Below are 16,345 nucleotides of genomic sequence, written 5' to 3' on the forward strand. Positions count from 1 at the left end.
GCATGACGCCGCGCCCCATCCCGCAACTGTTGGCAGAGGACGGCCCCAGCTTCAGTTTCGAGTTCATGCCGCCGCGCACCGAGAAGGCCGAGGCGATGCTGTGGAACTCCGTGCGCCGGATCGAGCAGGTGAACCCCACCTTCATCTCCGTCACGTATGGCGCAGGCGGCTCCACCCGTGACCGCACCGTGCGCATCACCGGTCGCATCGAGCAGGAGACGACGCTCACCACGATGGCGCACCTGACCTGCGTCGGCTCCTCGGTCGCCGAACTGCGGCAGATCGTGGGGGAGTACGCCTCGGTCGGCGTCACCAACGTGCTGGCACTGCGCGGCGACCCACCCGGCGGCCCGGCCGGGGAGTGGGTGGCCCACCCCGAGGGGCTCGACCACGCCGACAAGCTGGTGTCCCTGGTGCGCTCGCTCGGCGACTTCACCGTCGGCGTCGCCGCCTTCCCGGACAAGCACCCGGAGTCCAACGACCTGACGGCCGACGCCGACACCCTGGTCCGCAAGGCCGAGGCCGGTGCGTCGTTCGCGATCACCCAGATGGTCACCGATGTCGACGCCTACCTGCGCCTGCGTGACCTGGTCGCCGCGCGCGGGTGCGACCTGCCGATCATCCCCGGTCTGCTGCCGGTGACCGCGGCCGGTCAGCTGCAGCGCCTCACCGAGCTCAACGGCCAGCCGCTCGCCGCCGACGTCGTCGCCCGGATCGACGCGGTCAGCCACGACGAGGCGGCCGTGCGCCGCGAGGGCATCGCGATCTGCACCGAGCACTCCGAGCGCCTGCTGCGCGAAGGAGCCCCGGGCATCCACTTCATCACCATGAACAAGTCGACCGCGACGCTCGAGGTCTTCGACAACCTGCGGCAGAACAGCTTCGTGTGAACCGTGTGAGCTGAGCTCACCACGCCTCGCACGCGCCGCCATACGTCGGTTGTCGGTGCCGGCGACTACCTTCTCGAATCGAACATTTGTTCGTGCACTGCTCGTGCAGGCAACGATTCGAGGAGACCTCCCATGCGCCGTTCCGCCCGACCCGCCCGTTCTGTCCACTCCGGCGCCCCCGTCGCCGGTGCCGTGCTCGACCTGATCGACCGCACCCGCACCGGCCTGTTGCAGGCCTGCCATGCCACCAGTGCGGACGAGCGCTACCGGCTCGCGCACCTGGCCGCGCTGCGGGCGGCCGCCGCCGTGCTGGCCGCCGACGCGCGGCGCACCGCCGGATCCCGCCCGCGCAACGTCTGGTCGGTGCTGCCGGCGGTCGCTCCGGAACTGTCGGAGTGGGCGCAGTTCTTCGAAGGCACCGCGGCGCGGCGGCAGCTGCTCGAGCGCGGGGCCGCCGAGGTCAGCACGAGGGAGGCCGACGACCTGGTGCGGCAGGTGGAGGCATTCCTGGAGCTGGTCCTCACCCACCTCGGTTTGCCGATGATGGAGTCGTTCACCGCGTGCGTGGCGCCGGTGCCAACTCTTTCGGTAGTTGGGCACCCACACATCTCCGAAGCTGTTTAGGCTTTGCCCCAAGCGGGCAGGTGACTACCGCTTGGTAGCAGGGCGAACTATCCTTGAAGGAACGAACTGCCGGATCGATCCGACAGACCGATCGCCGCGTGGCGGCGACCGCGCGACATTGGGAGGTCAACGTGCCGCTCTCGGAGCACGAGCAGCGCCTACTCGATCAAATGGAGCAGGCGCTCAAGGTGGAGGACCCCAAGTTCGCCTCGCACATGGTGGCGCATCCGGGACGCAGCAAGCTGCGACGCCGCATCGCAATCGGTGTGGTGGGCGTGCTCGCCGGGCTCGCCCTGGTGCTCGTCGGCGTCACGATCACCCAGATCTGGCTCGGCGTGGTCGGCTTCGCGGTGATGGTCGCCGCCGGCGCCTACGCCTTCGCCCCGGGCAAGGGCCGCGAGTTCGGCACCGTGCAGGACGACGGGTCGATCGTCGCCGCCTCCGGCTCCGGCCGCCGTCATCGCGGCACCACCGCCGCCCAGAGCGGCAGCTTCATGGAGCGTCTCGAGCAGCGCTGGGACAAGCGCCGCGAGCAGGGTTGGTGACCGGCCCGCTCACTTCGTGAGCAGCAGCCCCGCCACCCAGATCCACGAGACCAGCACGGCCGCGGCGAGTTCGATGCCGATGCTGGTCAGCACGGCCCGCACCGCCGCCTTCGTGGCCGCCCACGCCCGGCCGGCGTTGCGCAGGCGCACCTGCTCGGCCAGGTAGACGCCGACCACGAAGCCGATGAAGAGCCCGACATACGGGATCACGAAGAAGCCGACCACGGCACCGACCAGGCCCGCGAGCTTGGCCAGCCCCGGCACGCCGGCCTGCTTCAGCCGCCGGTTCGGCACCGTGTACTGCACCACCCAGCCGACCGCCGCCACCGCCACGCACACCCCGAAGACCGTCCACGACGTCGCGCTGCCCACGTGCCACGCCCAGAGCAGCACGCCGGCCAGGCAGAGGAGCAGTCCGGGCAGCACCGGCACGATCAGGCCGAGGATGCCGACGACGATCATGGCGCCGGAGAGGACGGTGACGGGGTCCATGGCCGTCAGCGTATGACGAAGGCGGCGCACCCCGGTGGGGCGCGCCGCCTTCGGCGTGGTCTTGCAGAGAGGGTCAGGCGTCGACGACCGTCGGCTCCGCCTGGAGTCGGTCGGTCTCGTCGATGACCTCTTCGGCGATCTCCCGCAACTTGTCGATGTGCTCACGGCCGTGGTGGGCGCAGAAGAGCAGGTCCTGGTCGGAGCTGAGTCGCGCACGGATGAAGGCCTGCGCACCGCAGCGGTCGCAGCGATCGGATGTGGTCAATGTCGGGGCAAGGGCTGTGGTCACGGTAATCATCCTCTCGTTGCGGTTTCGGGCTCGCACCCGATCCCGTCGTCGAAGTGGTCAACAGTCAATCATGCGAAGGGATTCCCGACGTGCACATTCTTGCTGTGTGGCCTGCTTCACAGGTTCTCACCCCGTCCGACGAGCAGGTACGGCGGGGCGTTCCCGGGCGGTGCGGCGCGAGCCTGCGCGCAGTTGTCCGGCCCGGCGGTTACCCTTCGATCGAGCCAAGCGTGAGGCGGGCCGCTCACCCGCGCGATGAGGAGTTCCCCCTGTGACCGCCAGTCCGTCCACGACGTCCGAGAGCGAATACACCGCCCGGCATCTGCAGGTGCTCGAAGGACTCGAGGCCGTCCGCAAGCGCCCGGGCATGTACATCGGGTCCACCGACTCCCGGGGGCTGATGCACTGCGTCTGGGAGATCATCGACAACGCCGTCGACGAGGCGCTCGCCGACCGCGGCGACCATGTCCTCGTGACCCTGCACGCCGACGGGTCGGTGTCGATCGCGGACCGCGGCGCGGGCATCCCCGTCGACATCGAGCCGCGCACGGGCCTGACCGGGGTCGAGGTGGTCTTCACCAAGCTGCACGCCGGCGGCAAGTTCGGCGGCGGGTCCTATGCCGCCTCCGGTGGTCTGCACGGCGTCGGCGCGTCGGTGGTCAACGCCGTCTCCAGCCGCCTCGACGTCGAGGTCGACCGGGGCGGCAAGACCTACGCGATGAGCTTCCGGCGCGGCGAGCCCGGCATCTTCGACGACGGCAAGGCCGGGCCCTCGCCCGACTCGCCGTTCCAGCCGTTCACCGCGGGCAGTGAGCTGCGCGTGGTCGGCAAGGCCAAGCGCGGCGTCACCGGCACCCGCATCCGGTTCTGGACCGACCCGCAGATCTTCCTGCGCGACGCCCGGCTCGACTACGACAGCCTGATCGCCCGGGCGCGTCAGACGTCGTTCCTGATCCCCGGCCTGACGATCGTCGTGCGCGACGAGCGCGGTCTGCCGGACACACCGGGCGCGGACGGCCCGGTCGAAGAGGTCTTCCGGCACGACGGCGGCATCTCGGAGTTCACCGAGTTCCTGGCCCCGGACCCGGGCCTGACCGACGTATGGCGGCTGCAGGGCGAAGCCACCTTCACCGAGACCGTCCCGGTGCTGGACGCCCAGGGCCACATGACGCCGACCGAGGTCGAGCGCCTCTGCGGCGTCGACGTCGCGGTGCGCTGGGGCACCGGCTACGACACCAAGCTCAAGTCGTTCGTCAACGTCATCGACACGCCCAAGGGCGGCACGCACGTCGCGGGCTTCGAGCAGTCGCTGCTGAAGGTCTTCCGCAAGCAGCTCGAGGTCAACTCGCGCCGCCTCAAGGTGGGCAATGACAAGGTCGAGAAGGACGACATCCTCGCCGGCCTGACCGCGGTGGTCACCGTGCGGCTTGCCGAGCCGCAGTTCGAGGGCCAGACCAAGGAGGTGCTCGGCACCTCGGCGGTCCGGCAGATCGTCAGCAAGGTGATCGAGCGGGAGCTGACCGCGCGGCTGACCTCGACCAAGCGCGACGACAAGGCGCAGTCGGCGCTGGTGCAGGAGAAGGTCGTCGCCGAGATGAAGTCGCGCATCAGCGCGCGGCTGCACAAGGAGACCCAGCGCCGCAAGACCGCCCTGGAGTCGTCGTCGCTGCCCGGCAAGCTCAAGGACTGCCGCTCCACCGACACCGGCCGCTCGGAGCTGTTCATCGTCGAGGGCGACAGCGCGCTCGGCACCGGCATGGCGGCCCGCAACTCCGAATACCAGGCCCTGCTGCCGATCCGCGGCAAGATCCTCAACGTGCAGAAGGCCTCGGTCGGCGACATGCTGAAGAACGCCGAGTGCGCCGCGATCATCCAGGTCGTGGGCGCCGGGTCCGGTCGTTCCTTCGACGTCGACGCTGCCCGCTACGGCAAGGTCATCCTGATGACCGACGCCGACGTCGACGGCGCGCACATCCGCACGCTGCTGCTCACCCTGTTCTTCCGCTACATGCGTCCGCTGGTCGAGGCGGGCCGGGTCTACGCCGCCGTGCCGCCGCTGCACCGCATCGAGACCAGCGCGCAGGGCAAGGCCAAGGGCGAGGTGGTCTACACCTACTCCGAGCAGGAGATGCGCCAGGTCATCGCGCAGTTCGAGCGCAAGGGCAAACACATCAAGCAGCCGCAGCGCTACAAGGGCCTCGGCGAGATGGACGCCGGACAGCTTGCCGAGACCACGATGGACCCGGCGCGGCGGATGCTGCGACGGGTGACCCTCAAGGACGCCGAGAACGCCGAGCGCGTCTTCGACCTGCTGATGGGCAGCGAGGTCGCCCCGCGCAAGGACTTCATCGTCGACTCCGCCCAGGCGCTCGACCGCGAACGCATCGACGCCTGATCCACCCGCACCCACGAAGGGACAACGGCACATGGTCGAGCAGCAGGAGACGATCTTCACCTGGGGTGCTCCGCCGTTGAAGTTCGGCGTGGGCGCCTGCGACGAGATCGGCTTCGACCTCGCGCAGTACGGCGTCTCCCGGGTGCTGATCATCACCGACGCGGGCATCGCGGCCGGTGGGGTGCCCCACCGCATCGCCGACTCGCTGCGCCGCTACGGCATCGCGTCGGAGATCTTCGACGGGGTGCACGTCGAGCCGACCGACGACTCGATGAACAAGGCGATCGAGTATGCCGCCGCGCAGGGCCCGTGGGACGGCTTCGTCGCGGTCGGCGGCGGCTCCGCGATCGACACCGCCAAGGCCGTCAACCTGCTCACCACCTTCCCCGGTGAGCTCACCGACTACCTCAACGCGCCGGTCGGTCGCGCCCAGGTGCCGCCGGGGGCGCTGAAGCCGCTCATCGCGGTGCCGACGACCGCGGGCACCGGCTCGGAGAGCACCGCGATGTGCGTGCTCGACGTGCTGTCGATGAAGGTCAAGACCGGCATCAGCCACTGGCGGCTGCGGCCGACCATGGCGGTCGTCGACCCGGCGCTGACGATGACCCTGCCGCCGGAGGTGACCGCGGCCGCGGGGATGGACATCGTCTGCCACGCAGCCGAGTCCTACACGGCGAAGGTCTTTTCGGCATACGAGAAGAAGAAGCCGGAGGAGCGGGTCACCTACTGCGGTGCCAACCCGGTGTCGGACGTCTGGTGCGAGCAGGCGCTGACCCTGCTCGCGGGAGCGTTCCGCCGGGCGGTCTCGGACGGCGCCGACGACCTGCAGGCCCGGACCGACATGATGCAGGCGGCGACCTTCGCCGGCATGGGCTTCGGCAACGCCGGAGTGCACATCCCGCACGCCAACGCCTACCCGATCGCGGGGCGGGTCAAGGAATTCCGGCCGTCCGGCTACCCGGGCGACGAACCGATCGTGCCCCACGGCATGGCGGTGTCGCTGACCGCGCCCGAGGCGTTCCGCTTCTCCTTCGACGCGGCGCCCGAACGCCACCTGCGGGTCGCCGAGTTGCTGGGGCCGGACGAGCCGAAGCAGAGCGACCCGCGCGAGCAGTTGCCGGCCGTGCTGACCAGCCTGATGCGCGACATCGGCATCCCGAACGGCATTGGCGCGGTGGGCTTCTCGGAGGCCGACGTGCCCGACCTGGTGCCCGGCACGATGAAGCAGCAGCGGCTGCTCAGCACCTGCGCGAAGACCCCGACCGAGGACGACATCGCCGGCATCCTGACCCGGTCGATCAGCAACTGGTGACCTGGCCCCGTGACCTGGGGCGCGTATACGCGTACGCTCAGCGGGTGTGGCGACCTGGGACGACGTGCGGCGGATCGCGGCCGAGCTGCCCGAGGTGGAGTCCAGACCCGCGTGGGGCAACACCATGTGGCGGGTGAAGGGCAAGGGCTTCGTCTGGCAGCGGCCGCTGGGTGCCAAGGACCGTGCCGACCTCGGCGACGATGCCCCGGACGGTGAGATCCTCGGAGTGCGCGTCGCGGACGAGGGCGTGAAAACGGCTCTCATCGCTGATGATCCGGCAATCTACTTCACGATCCCGCACTTCGACGGCTACAACGCGGTGCTGGTGAGACTCGACGAGATCGCGATCGACGAACTCACCGAGCTGATCACCGACGCCTGGCTGCTACGGGCGCCCCGGCGACTCGCCGCGGCATACCTCGCCGAGCACGGGCTGCGTGCGTGACGCCGCTCAGCCGGCCCGCTGCAGGTCGATCGGGTCGCCGTCGATCCACACCTGGTGCACGTCGGCGGTGCTGCCGAGGGCGAACACCTTGGCCAGCGCGTCGTCGGCGTCGGCGGCGTTGCGCAGCGCGATGTCGAGCGAGGTGCCGTCGGCCGGTCGCACCCAGACCGCGTCGAAGCGCTTGCCGACGGTGAAGTCGCCGACGTCCGGCAGCCCGAGCAGGTCCGCGCCGGCCGTGGTGGCCAGGTGCAGCAGGTGCGCCGACGTCAGGGGCACGCCGTCCGGCCCGAGCAGCTGCTGGGCGAAGTAGGCCTGCAGCCCCTCCTTGAACAACGCGAAGCCGGTGCCGGCGCCGACATCGGTGCCGAGGGCGACCCGCACGTCGTGAGCCAGGTGCCGTCGCAACGGGAAAAGACCGCTGCCGAGCGCCGCGTTGCTCGTCGGGCAGTGCGCGACACCCGCACCGGCGCCCCCGAGACCGGCGAGTTCGGAGTCGCTGACGTGCACGTTGTGCGCGAAGACACTGCGCGGTCCGACCAGGCCGTGCCGCGCATAGCTGCCCAGATAGTCGGACTCGAAAAGCCCTGTCACCTGGGCGATTTCGGCGACGTTCTCGTTGATGTGCGAGGTGAAGAGCACGGTGTCGAGGTCGGCGAGGATGCGCCCGCAGGCGGCGAGCATCTCGTCGGTGCAAGACAGCGAGAAGCGTGGCGTCACGGCGTAGCGCATGCGGCCCTTGCCGTGCCAGCGCCGCGCCAGTGCCCGCGAGTCACGGTCGGCCTGCTCCGGGGTGGTGAGCAGGTCGTCGCGCAGGATGCGGTCGCTGAGGACCAGGCCCGCGGTGATCCTCGGTCCGACGCGTTCGGCTTCGGTGAAGAGTGCGTCGACCGCCGCGGGGTAGTGCGAGCCGAAGACCAGAGCGCTGGTCGTGCCGGCCTGGGTCAGTGACCGCACGAAGTCGTGGGCGACACCCTCGGCATACGACGGATCCACCAGGCGCGCCTCCTCGGGCAGCGCGCAGTGTTCGAGCCAGTCGAGCAGCGGCATGCCGAGGCCGCCGATCACCCGCACCTGGGGGTAGTGCACATGGGTGTCGACGAGGCCGGGGATCAGCACCCCGGAGTCGAGGGTGACCACCTCGTCGTCGGGGTGCGCCGAGCGCACCTGGCCGAACGGCCCGAACCCGTCGATGCGTCCGTCCCGCACCACCACCCCACCGTCGGACTCCACCCGGAGTGCACCACCGGTGAACGGGCTCTTGGGGGTGTCGAGGATCTGCCCGCGGTAGATGGTCATCGGGTGCGTCCTTCGACGGGGGTGGTGAGCAGGTGTGTCAGCAGCTCGGAGACCACCGAAAAGGCAACGACGGCAGGGGTTTTGCCGATGATCTGTGGGTCGCCGATCGGTGTGCGGATGCGGTCGATCTGAGCATCGGAGTGGCCCTCCGCGCGCAGCCACTGCTGGAACCGGCGGTGCTTGGCGCTCGAGCCGATCATGCCGATCGTCGCCAGGTGCCCGCAGCGCAGCGCCGCGTCGCAGAGGGCGGCGTCCTCGGCGTGGTCGTGCGTCATGATCAGCACGTGGCAACCCCGCGGGAGCTCGCCGAGGGTGACTTCCGGCACGGGCGAGTGATGCCAGGTGAGGTCGGCGACGGGGGCGTCGCGCAGCTCGGCGCGAGCCTCCTGCAGGAGGCGCTCGCGCGAGTCGATCAGGTGCAGGCGCAGCGGGTGCCGGGCCAGCAGCCGGGTGAGCTCCACCCCGACGTGACCCATGCCGAAGATCGCGACCGCCGGGGGAGCGGGCAGCACCTCCAGAAGCAAGTCGACGGTGCCGCCGCAGCACTGCGTGCCGTGGGTCGTCGTGGCGCGTTCGTTGAGCTCGGCGTGCATCGAGCTCACCGTGGCCGCCGGGCCGGGCTCGCCCAGCAGCTCGCGCGCGCGGTCGATGGCGGTCGCCTCGAGGTTGCCGCCGCCGACCGTGCCCCAGCTGGCGGTGCGCGAGACGACGAGCTTCGCGCCGGGTGCCTGCGGGGCGTGCCCGCGCACCTCGGTGACCGTGACGAGGACGACGGGCTCACCGCGCCGGTGTGCGTCCTCGATCGCGTGTGTCCACAGCATGATTCACACGCCCGCGTCGGCCGCGAGCCGCTCCGACTCAGGGCGTAGGTGCGGCGCGTCCGAGGGCGGCTGCGGCGGGAGGGTGGTCTCGCCCACCAGCAGGTCGTCGCCGAACGCGCCGGCCCGCGCCGCCTCGATCGCCCAGTAGACCGCCTCCGGCGTCGCCGGCAGCGCGAGCGGCACGCTCACGCCGGGCGCCCCGAACGCGGCAGCCGCCTGGCGCAGAGCCTCCCGCACCGAGAAGGCGAGCATCAGCGGCGGCTCGCCGACCGCCTTGGACCCGTAGACGGCGCCCTCCTCCTCGGCCTGTTCCAGCAGTGCGACCCGGAAGTCCGGTGGCATCTCGGAGAAGCTGGGCAGCTTGTAGGTGCTCGCCGCCTGGGTCTGCAACCGCCCGCGGGTGGGCCGGTCGCTCTCGTCCCAGACGAGCTCCTCGAGCGTCAGCCAGCCCGCCCCCTGGACGAAACCACCCTCGATCTGCCCGATGTCGACCAGCGGCGAGAGACTGTCACCGACGTCGTGCACGATGTCGACGCGCCGGGTCCGATAGGCCCCGGTGAAGCCGTCCACCTCGACCTCGGTTGCGGCGACGCCGTGCGCGAAGTATTTGAACGGGCACCCCCGCATCGCCGCGGAGTCCCAGTGCAGTCCCTCGGTGCGGTAGTAGCCGGCTGCCGACAGCTGCACCCGCTGGAAGTAGGCGCGCTGCACCAGATCTGCCCACGCGAGTGGCTCGGCCTTGCTCCCGATGGCGCTCACCCGCCCGGCCTCGATGCGGACGTCCGACGGGTGCACGCCGAAATGCTGCGACGCCACCGTCACCAGCCGCTCACGCAGCTGCTCGCAGGCGTTCTTGACAGCACCGCCATTGAGGTCAGCGCCCGAACTCGCCGCAGTGGCAGAGGTGTTCGGCACCTTGTCGGTGCGGGTGGGAGCAAGCCGGACGGTTGACAGTGGCACCCCGAGCGCGGTCGCCGCGACCTGCAACATCTTGGTGTGCAGTCCCTGCCCCATCTCGGTGCCGCCGTGGTTGATCAGCACCGAGCCGTCCTTGTAGATCAGCACGAGCGCGCCGCCCTGGTTGAACGCGGTGAGGTTGAAGGAGATCCCGAACTTCACCGGCGTGATCGCCACGGCGCGTTTGCGGTCGGCATGGGTGCGGTTGAACTCCGCGATCTCCGCGCGGCGCCGCTCGAGGTCCGCGGACTCGGTGACCTGCCGCCAGGCCCGGTGCAGCCGGTCGGCCTGCTCGACCGGCTGACCGTATGGCGTCTCCTGGCCCTTCTCGTAGAGGTTGCTGCGACGCAACTCGGCGGCGTCCACGCCGAGCAAGGGCGCGCAACGACCGAGGATGTCCTCGATCACCGCCATACCCTGCGGGCCGCCGAAGCCACGGAACGCCGTCTGAGAAGTCTTGTTGGACTTGGCGATCCGGCCGTTCACCCGCACGTGAGGGATGTAGTAGGCGTTCTCGATGTGGCACAGCGCCCGGGCCAGCACCGGCTCGGACAGGTCGAGGCTCCAGCCGCCGTCGGCGGTGATCGTGGTGTCGAGTGCGACCAGCTGGTTGTCGTCGTCGAAGGCGACCCGCCAGTCGGCGTGAAAACCGTGCCGCTTGCCGGTCATCGTCATGTCGAGCGTGCGGTTGAGGCGAAGGCGCACCGGGCGGCCGGTGAGGGTCGCGCCGAGCGCCGCGACGGCAGCCAGTCCGTGCGGCTGCATCTCCTTGCCGCCGAAGCCGCCGCCCATGCGCAGGCACTGCACTGTCACCTCGTGGGAGGCGAGCCCGAGGACGTGCGCGACGATCTCCTGGGTCTCGCTCGGGTGCTGGGTGCTGCTCTGCACGAAGACCTGCTGGTTCTCGTCGACCAGCGCGAGAGCGCAATGGGTCTCCAGGTAGAAGTGCTCCTGACCCTTGAACTCGAACTCGCCGCTGAAAAGCTTGCTGGCAGTGGCAAATCCGGCGTCGACGTCGCCTCGCTCCAGAGTCGGCTGGGCGCCCTGGAAGCTGTCGGCGGCGATGGCCTCGCGCACGGTCACCAGAGCGGGGAGGGGTGCGTAGTCGACCTCGACGGCCGCGGCGCCGGCCCGTGCCGCCTCCAGGGTCTCGGCGAGCACCCAGCAGATCGCGTGACCGACATACATCGCCTCGGTGGGGAAGAGCGGCTCGTCGTGCTTCACCCCCGCGTCGTTGATCCCCGGCACGTCGTCGGCGGTGAGGACGCGCACCACCCCGGGGGTGGCCAGGGCGTCGTCGAGTCGCATCCCGGTGACGCGTGCGTGGGCGTGCGGCGACTGCACCGGCCACGCGTGCAGCACGTCCCGGGTGCGGTGCACGAGATCGTCGGTGTAGAGGGCACGACCGGTCACGTGCAGACTGGCTGCCTCGTGCGGAATCGCTTCGCCGACAGCGGGATTGATCGGGCGCTGGGACAGGTTGCTCATGCGGGCTCCGCTTCCTGCTCGAACTGCGCGAAGAACTTCGGCAGGCTGGTGCCGAGCATCGCCCGCCGGTAGTCGCTGCTGGCCCGATGGTCCGCCATCGGGGTGCCTTCGGCGGTCAGGCTGCGCGCGGCTATCTCGATGGTCTCGCTCGTCCAGGGCGCGCCAACGAGGATCTCCTCGGTGCGGCGCGCCCGCAACGGCGTGGCGGCGACTCCGCCGAGGCCGATCGCCGCGCGGGAGACCACTCCGTCCTGGAGGTCGATCGCGAAGGCGACGGCGACGCTGGAGATGTCGTCGAAGCGGCGCTTGGCGATCTTGTGGAAGGCCGTGTGCGCGGCGAGCGGCAGCGGGACACGCAGCGCGGTGATGATCTCGTCGGCCGCGCGCACCGATTGCCGGTAGCCGGTGAAGTAGTCGGCCAAGGGCACAGTGCGCTGGCCCCCGGGGCCGGTGAGGACGACCTCCGACTCCAGTGCGAGCAGGACGGGCGGGCTGTCACCGATCGGCGATCCGGTGCCGAGGTTGCCACCGAGCGTGGCGCCGTTGCGGATGAGGCGGGAGGCGAACTGCGGAAAGAGCTTGGCCAGCAAGGGGATCCGGCCGTCGAGCTGCGCCTCGATCTCCGACAGGGTCAGCGCGGCACCGATCATGACCGCGTCGTCGTCGACGTGGAGCATGCGCAGCTCCGGCAGGCGGTCGATGGCGATGATGCGCGGCGCGCGCGCCCGCATCAGGTTGACGCCGACTCCCCAATCGGTGGCACCGGCGACCAGCTGCGCCTCCGGTGTGTCGGCGAGCAGCCGCACCGCCTCGGCGAGCGACTCCGGCCGCACGAACTCGGCGCCTGCGGCCGTGACCCGGGTCGCGACGGCGGGCGGTGCCGGCTCTGCCAGGCGGGCGGCGAACTCGTCGTCGGCAGCGGGGGAGTCGAGTGCGTAGGCCGCGTCGCGGATGGGCCGGTAGCCGGTGCACCGGCAGAGGTTGCCGCTGAGCGCGTGCAGGTCGAAGCCGTTGGGCCCGTGCTCGCCGTCGTCGCCGGTGGCGGGTGCCGGGTCGGCGTGCCGGTCCTCGCGGTAGTATTCCGCCGCCATACTGCAGACGAAACCCGGTGTGCAATAACCGCATTGGGATCCGCCCCGGACCGCCATCTCCTGCTGGACCGGGTGCAGATCGTCTGGGGTGCCGAGACCTTCGGAGGTGACCACGTCCTGTCCGTCGAGCGACAGGGCAGGGATGAGGCAGGCGTTGATCGCCGTCCACGTCGAGCGGTCGCCGCTGGGTCGTCGCACCAGGACCGAGCACGCGCCGCACTCACCTTCGGCGCAGCCCTCCTTGGCGCCGGTGAGGCCGCGTGATCGCAGCCAGTCGAGCGCGTTGGTGTGCGGGTCGGCGCTGTCCAGCGGTGCGGTGACGCCGTTGAGATTCACCGGCATTCGGGTCCACCTTCCACCTGTCGTGCGGTGTCGCCACCGCGTTCGTCAATCGTATGGCGCACTACGGGTTTCCTCACTGCAAGCGAAGGTGGGTGGTCTTGGCCGACAGGTAGGGGTTGGCGTCGGCGACGAGCGTGTCGAAGCGGTAGCCGGCGATCTTGCCGATCTCGACCATCGCCCGGTAGTGCTCCTGCGCCGGGGAGTTGCCCAGCCGGTGGCGGCCGTGCGCGAGGAGCTCGTCCAGGGAGCCCTCCTCGCGGACGCAGACGATGAGCGGGATGCCGAAGCGCTCCTCGTAGGCCGTGGTCAGCGCGTCGAGTTCGTCACGGTTGCTGCCGCCGAGCGAGGTGAGGTGATGGGTGTCCTGGTCCTCCACCGACTGCGCCTCGAGATCCGGCTCGTCGGCGCCGAGCCGCGGGTAGGCGTTGATCAGCTCGTGTTGCTGCGCCTCGGTGCCGCTGAACAACGCCTCCTGGAAGGCCTGCCGCAGGTCGAGGGTGCCGCGGAACGGCCGGTGCTCGTAGGCGCGCTCGGCGATCCACGGCGGCCCCTGGAAGAGCGGCCCGAACGTCGTCACGAACTCGTCGCGGTCCATGCGGTTGACCTGCTCCAGCCGGATCAGGTTGCCGGGCGTGCCGGCGACCGCCGGCCCGAGACCGCTGCCGAGGTGGAAGAACACCAGGTAGAGCACAAACGCGCTGATGCTGCCGATCGTGATGCCGCTGCCGAGCAGCACCTGCAGGTCCGTCGGCAGCACCTTGGCGACGTCGGGCTGCGCGGTGACGAACATCGCGAGGCCGAGGCTGGTGGCGACGATGATCACGTTGCGGTGGTCGTGGAAGTCGACCTTGGTGAGCGTCTGGATGCCCACGACGGCGACGGTCGCGAACATCGCCAGGCCGGCGCCACCGAGCACCGGCGCGGGTATGCCGGCGACGATCGCGCCCGCCTTGGGGATCAGGCCGAGGACGATCATGAAGACCCCGGCGGCGGCCACGACATACCGGCTCTTGATCCGGGTGAGCCGCACGAGCCCGACGTTCTCGGCGAAACAGGTGTAGGGAAAGGAGTTGAACACGCCACCGATGACGGTCGCGAGACCGTCGGCCCGCAGTGCCCGCGTGACGTCCTCGGAGCCGACCCGCTTCTGCACGATCTCGCCGGTCGCGAACACGTCGCCGGTCGTCTCCACCGCGGTGATGAGCATGACGATGACCATCGAAATGATCGCTGCCACAGCGAATTTCGGCGCACCGAAGTAGAACGGGGTCGTCACTCCGGCCCAGCTGGAGCTGCCGACGTCGGTGAACGACGCGTCGCCCAGCAGCCAGGCGACGGCGGTGCCGGCGACCAGGCCGATCAGGACGGCGATGGTCGCGATGAAGCCGCGGAACACCCGCTGGATGATCACGATCAGCAGCACGGTGCCGAGCGCGTAGGCGAGGTTGCGCGCGCTGGTCGGGTCCTGCTTGCCGTCGAGGCCGGTCACCGCGTCGCCGGCGGCGACGGGCAGCAGGGCGAGGCCGATCACGGTGATCACCGAGCCGGTCACCACCGGCGGGAAGAAGCGGACCAGTTTGCCGAAGAACGGTGCGATCGCGAAGGTGACCAGTCCCGCGACGAGCACCGAACCGTAGATCGTGAGCAGGCCGTCGGTGCCGCCGCCTGCGGCGACGCCGATCGAGATCATCGGGGAGACCGCGGTGAACGTGACGCCCTGCAGCAGGGGCAGTCGCACGCCGATCTTCCAGAAGCCGACGGACTGGATGATGGAGGCGATGCCGCAGGTGAACAGGTCGGCGTTGATCAGGTGGATCAGCTGCTGGTTGTTCAGCCCGATGCTGCGCGCCAGCAGAATCGGCACGATGACGGCGCCGGCGTAGAAGGCCAGCACGTGCTGGAAACCGTAGATCGCGAGCTTGCCGGGCGGCAGCACCTCGTCGACCGGGTGGACCCGCTTCTTCACGGGCTGCATCGTGTCGCTCATCGGCACGCTCCTCGTCATTCCCTGCACGCGGCAGTCGGAGCATGGTTGAGCGGGTGGTGCAGGCAGCCTGGTTATCCATGCCGAACAGGCGACCCGGCAGTGATGCTAGTCACGTTCGACGGCCGATGTGAAGCATTTCGGAATACTGATTTCTCATTGCGGAATCCGAAGGTCCGCGCTGCGGCGATACGCTGCCGCAATGGTGACGTTGCAGATCGCGCAGGATCCGGAAGCCGACGAGTTGCTCTCGAACGAGCCGTTCGCGTTGCTGGTGGGGATGCTGCTGGACCAGCAGTTCCCGATGGAGCGCGCGTTCATGGGGCCGGCCAAGATCGTCGACCGCTTCGGCACGATCGACCCGGTCGCGATCGCCGGCGCCGACGAGGAGAGCTTCGTCGAGTTGTGCGTGCGCCCGCCCGCCATCCACCGCTACGGCGGGTCGATGGCACGCCGCATCCTCGCGCTCGCCGCGGTCGTGCGCGACGACTACGACGGTGACACCACCAAGATCTGGACAACGGCCGCCGACACCTCCGAGCTGCTGCGGCGCCTGAAGGGCCTGCCCGGCTTCGGCGACCAGAAGGCGCGCATCTTCGCGGCGCTGCTCGGCAAGCGGCTCGGCGTGCAACCCGCAGGCTGGCGGACCACCATCGGACCGTATGCCGAAGAAGGCTCCTATCGCTCGGTCGCCGATGTCGTGGACCCCGAATCCCTGCAGAAGGTAAGGGATTTCAAGAAAAAGGCGAAGGCGGCGGCCAAGGCGAAGGCATAGCAGCCGAAATTCGCTGGGCGGGTGCGGCGTCGCGCCATACGGTGATCGGTATGACGACACCCGCGTTCGACCTGGCCTCCCGCGTCGACCCGCCGCTGCAGGCGGACGAGGCACAGACCCTGCAGGCCTACCTCGATTACCACCGTGACACGTTCCGGGCCAAGACCGGTGGGTTGACCGCCGAGCAGCTGAACACCGCGCTCGCGCCGAGCGACATGACGCTCGGCGGGATGATGAAGCATCTCGCGCTCGTCGAAACCAGTTGGTTCGTGGAGCGTTTTGCCGGTGAACCCGCCCCTGAGCCCTGGGCGTCGGTCGACTGGGAGGCCGACGTCGACTGGGACTGGCACTCGGCAGCCGACGACACGCCGGAGCAGTTGTCCGCCCTCTACGAGGAGTCCGTGCGGCTGGCCGACGACGTGCTGCGGCCGGCATTGCGGGACGGTGGCCTCGACGCGTTGTCCGCGCAGCGCAGCCGTCGCGAGAGCGAGGAGTTCTCGCTGCGCTGGATCGTGGTGCACATGATCGAGGAGTATGCGCGCCACAACGGCCACGCCGACCTGATCCGGCAGTCGGTCGACGGGGCGACCGGCGAATGA

15 protein-coding genes are annotated in these 16,345 nt (G+C 69.8%); 8 read left to right on the forward strand and 7 right to left on the reverse strand.

Annotation, left to right across the window (positions count from 1 at the left end):
* Window positions 1–2: 2 nt before the first annotated feature.
* The 3 genes from metF (at window position 3) to HJ588_RS11260 (ending at window position 2,059) form a co-directional block, all read left to right on the forward strand.
* Window positions 3–890 (forward strand): methylenetetrahydrofolate reductase [NAD(P)H], encoded by an 888-nt coding sequence (gene metF / locus HJ588_RS11250; protein WP_171154984.1) that lies wholly within the window; start codon window positions 3–5, stop codon window positions 888–890.
* A gap of 132 nt (window positions 891–1,022) precedes the next feature.
* Window positions 1,023–1,514, forward strand: coding sequence for an SAV_6107 family HEPN domain-containing protein (locus tag HJ588_RS11255; RefSeq protein WP_171154986.1), 492 nt, complete (start codon window positions 1,023–1,025; stop codon window positions 1,512–1,514).
* Window positions 1,515–1,612: 98 nt separating this feature from the next.
* On the forward strand, window positions 1,613–2,059 hold the full coding sequence (locus HJ588_RS11260) for a DUF3040 domain-containing protein (protein ID WP_343036677.1): 447 nt from the start codon (window positions 1,613–1,615) through the stop codon (window positions 2,057–2,059).
* A gap of 9 nt (window positions 2,060–2,068) precedes the next feature.
* On the opposite strand, the gene HJ588_RS11265 is transcribed toward HJ588_RS11260, so the two are convergent.
* Window positions 2,069–2,551 carry a DUF456 domain-containing protein gene (locus HJ588_RS11265; protein ID WP_171154988.1) on the reverse strand — a complete coding sequence of 161 codons (483 nt, stop codon included), beginning with the start codon at window positions 2,549–2,551 and terminating at the stop codon, window positions 2,069–2,071.
* Between the two features lie 73 nt (window positions 2,552–2,624).
* Window positions 2,625–2,849 (reverse strand): DUF7455 domain-containing protein, encoded by a 225-nt coding sequence (locus tag HJ588_RS11270; protein WP_212755426.1) that lies wholly within the window; start codon window positions 2,847–2,849, stop codon window positions 2,625–2,627.
* A 262-nt stretch (window positions 2,850–3,111) separates the two neighbouring features.
* On the opposite strand from HJ588_RS11270, the gene HJ588_RS11275 reads away from it, so the two are divergent.
* From HJ588_RS11275 to HJ588_RS11285, 3 genes are read left to right on the forward strand one after another with little or no spacing between them, the layout of a single operon-like run.
* Window positions 3,112–5,235, forward strand: a complete 2,124-nt coding sequence (locus HJ588_RS11275; protein WP_171154992.1) for a toprim domain-containing protein — start codon at window positions 3,112–3,114, stop codon at window positions 5,233–5,235.
* Between the two features lie 31 nt (window positions 5,236–5,266).
* A complete protein-coding gene (locus HJ588_RS11280; protein WP_171154995.1) occupies window positions 5,267–6,547 on the forward strand; it encodes a hydroxyacid-oxoacid transhydrogenase in 1,281 nt (426 codons plus the stop codon).
* A 46-nt stretch (window positions 6,548–6,593) separates the two neighbouring features.
* Window positions 6,594–6,992, forward strand: coding sequence for an MmcQ/YjbR family DNA-binding protein (locus tag HJ588_RS11285; protein ID WP_171154997.1), 399 nt, complete (start codon window positions 6,594–6,596; stop codon window positions 6,990–6,992).
* A gap of 6 nt (window positions 6,993–6,998) precedes the next feature.
* Here HJ588_RS11285 and HJ588_RS11290 read toward each other — a convergent pair whose 3' ends face one another.
* From HJ588_RS11290 to uraD, 5 genes are all read right to left on the reverse strand, one after another.
* Window positions 6,999–8,288: a guanine deaminase gene (locus tag HJ588_RS11290; protein ID WP_171154999.1), complete on the reverse strand. Its 1,290-nt coding sequence runs from the start codon at window positions 8,286–8,288 to the stop codon at window positions 6,999–7,001.
* Window positions 8,285–9,109 carry a xanthine dehydrogenase accessory protein XdhC gene (gene xdhC, locus HJ588_RS11295; protein ID WP_171155001.1) on the reverse strand — a complete coding sequence of 275 codons (825 nt, stop codon included), beginning with the start codon at window positions 9,107–9,109 and terminating at the stop codon, window positions 8,285–8,287. The genes HJ588_RS11290 and xdhC overlap by 4 nt, the downstream gene beginning before the upstream one ends.
* A 3-nt stretch (window positions 9,110–9,112) precedes the next feature.
* Window positions 9,113–11,554: a xanthine dehydrogenase molybdopterin binding subunit gene (xdhB, locus tag HJ588_RS11300; RefSeq protein WP_171155003.1), complete on the reverse strand. Its 2,442-nt coding sequence runs from the start codon at window positions 11,552–11,554 to the stop codon at window positions 9,113–9,115.
* Entirely contained in the window at window positions 11,551–12,987 is a 1,437-nt protein-coding gene (locus HJ588_RS11305; protein ID WP_171155005.1) for a xanthine dehydrogenase small subunit, read from the reverse strand. The genes xdhB and HJ588_RS11305 overlap by 4 nt, the downstream gene beginning before the upstream one ends.
* A 73-nt stretch (window positions 12,988–13,060) precedes the next feature.
* Entirely contained in the window at window positions 13,061–14,974 is a 1,914-nt protein-coding gene (uraD, locus tag HJ588_RS11310; RefSeq protein WP_171155008.1) for a 2-oxo-4-hydroxy-4-carboxy-5-ureidoimidazoline decarboxylase, read from the reverse strand.
* A 199-nt stretch (window positions 14,975–15,173) separates the two neighbouring features.
* Here uraD and HJ588_RS11315 point away from each other — a divergent pair, with 199 nt between their 5' ends.
* The gene (locus tag HJ588_RS11315) at window positions 15,174–15,746 is read left to right on the forward strand and encodes an HhH-GPD-type base excision DNA repair protein (protein WP_171155010.1); all 573 of its coding nucleotides are present in this window, start codon (window positions 15,174–15,176) and stop codon (window positions 15,744–15,746) included.
* Between the two features lie 50 nt (window positions 15,747–15,796).
* On the forward strand, window positions 15,797–16,345 hold the full coding sequence (locus tag HJ588_RS11320; RefSeq protein ID WP_171155012.1) for a DinB family protein: 549 nt from the start codon (window positions 15,797–15,799) through the stop codon (window positions 16,343–16,345).

This window comes from Flexivirga aerilata (assembly GCF_013002715.1).
In the GTDB taxonomy this organism is placed as follows: Bacteria; Actinomycetota; Actinomycetes; order Actinomycetales; family Dermatophilaceae; genus Flexivirga; species Flexivirga aerilata.

Excerpts from the sequence above, each read along its gene's own strand:
- HJ588_RS11255 (WP_171154986.1), top strand. The coding sequence starts at position 1,023 with ATGCGCCGTTCCGCCCGACCCGCCCGTTCTGTCCACTCCGGCGCCCCC.
- uraD (WP_171155008.1), bottom strand. The coding sequence starts at position 14,974 with ATGAGCGACACGATGCAGCCCGTGAAGAAGCGGGTCCACCCGGTCGAC.
- HJ588_RS11280 (WP_171154995.1), top strand. The coding sequence starts at position 5,267 with ATGGTCGAGCAGCAGGAGACGATCTTCACCTGGGGTGCTCCGCCGTTG.
- metF (WP_171154984.1), top strand. The coding sequence starts at position 3 with ATGACGCCGCGCCCCATCCCGCAACTGTTGGCAGAGGACGGCCCCAGC.
- xdhC (WP_171155001.1), bottom strand. The coding sequence starts at position 9,109 with ATGCTGTGGACACACGCGATCGAGGACGCACACCGGCGCGGTGAGCCC.
- HJ588_RS11270 (WP_212755426.1), bottom strand. The coding sequence starts at position 2,849 with ATGATTACCGTGACCACAGCCCTTGCCCCGACATTGACCACATCCGAT.
- xdhB (WP_171155003.1), bottom strand. The coding sequence starts at position 11,554 with ATGAGCAACCTGTCCCAGCGCCCGATCAATCCCGCTGTCGGCGAAGCG.
- HJ588_RS11315 (WP_171155010.1), top strand. The coding sequence starts at position 15,174 with ATGGTGACGTTGCAGATCGCGCAGGATCCGGAAGCCGACGAGTTGCTC.
- HJ588_RS11290 (WP_171154999.1), bottom strand. The coding sequence starts at position 8,288 with ATGACCATCTACCGCGGGCAGATCCTCGACACCCCCAAGAGCCCGTTC.
- HJ588_RS11265 (WP_171154988.1), bottom strand. The coding sequence starts at position 2,551 with ATGGACCCCGTCACCGTCCTCTCCGGCGCCATGATCGTCGTCGGCATC.
- HJ588_RS11305 (WP_171155005.1), bottom strand. The coding sequence starts at position 12,987 with ATGCCGGTGAATCTCAACGGCGTCACCGCACCGCTGGACAGCGCCGAC.
- HJ588_RS11320 (WP_171155012.1), top strand. The coding sequence starts at position 15,797 with ATGACGACACCCGCGTTCGACCTGGCCTCCCGCGTCGACCCGCCGCTG.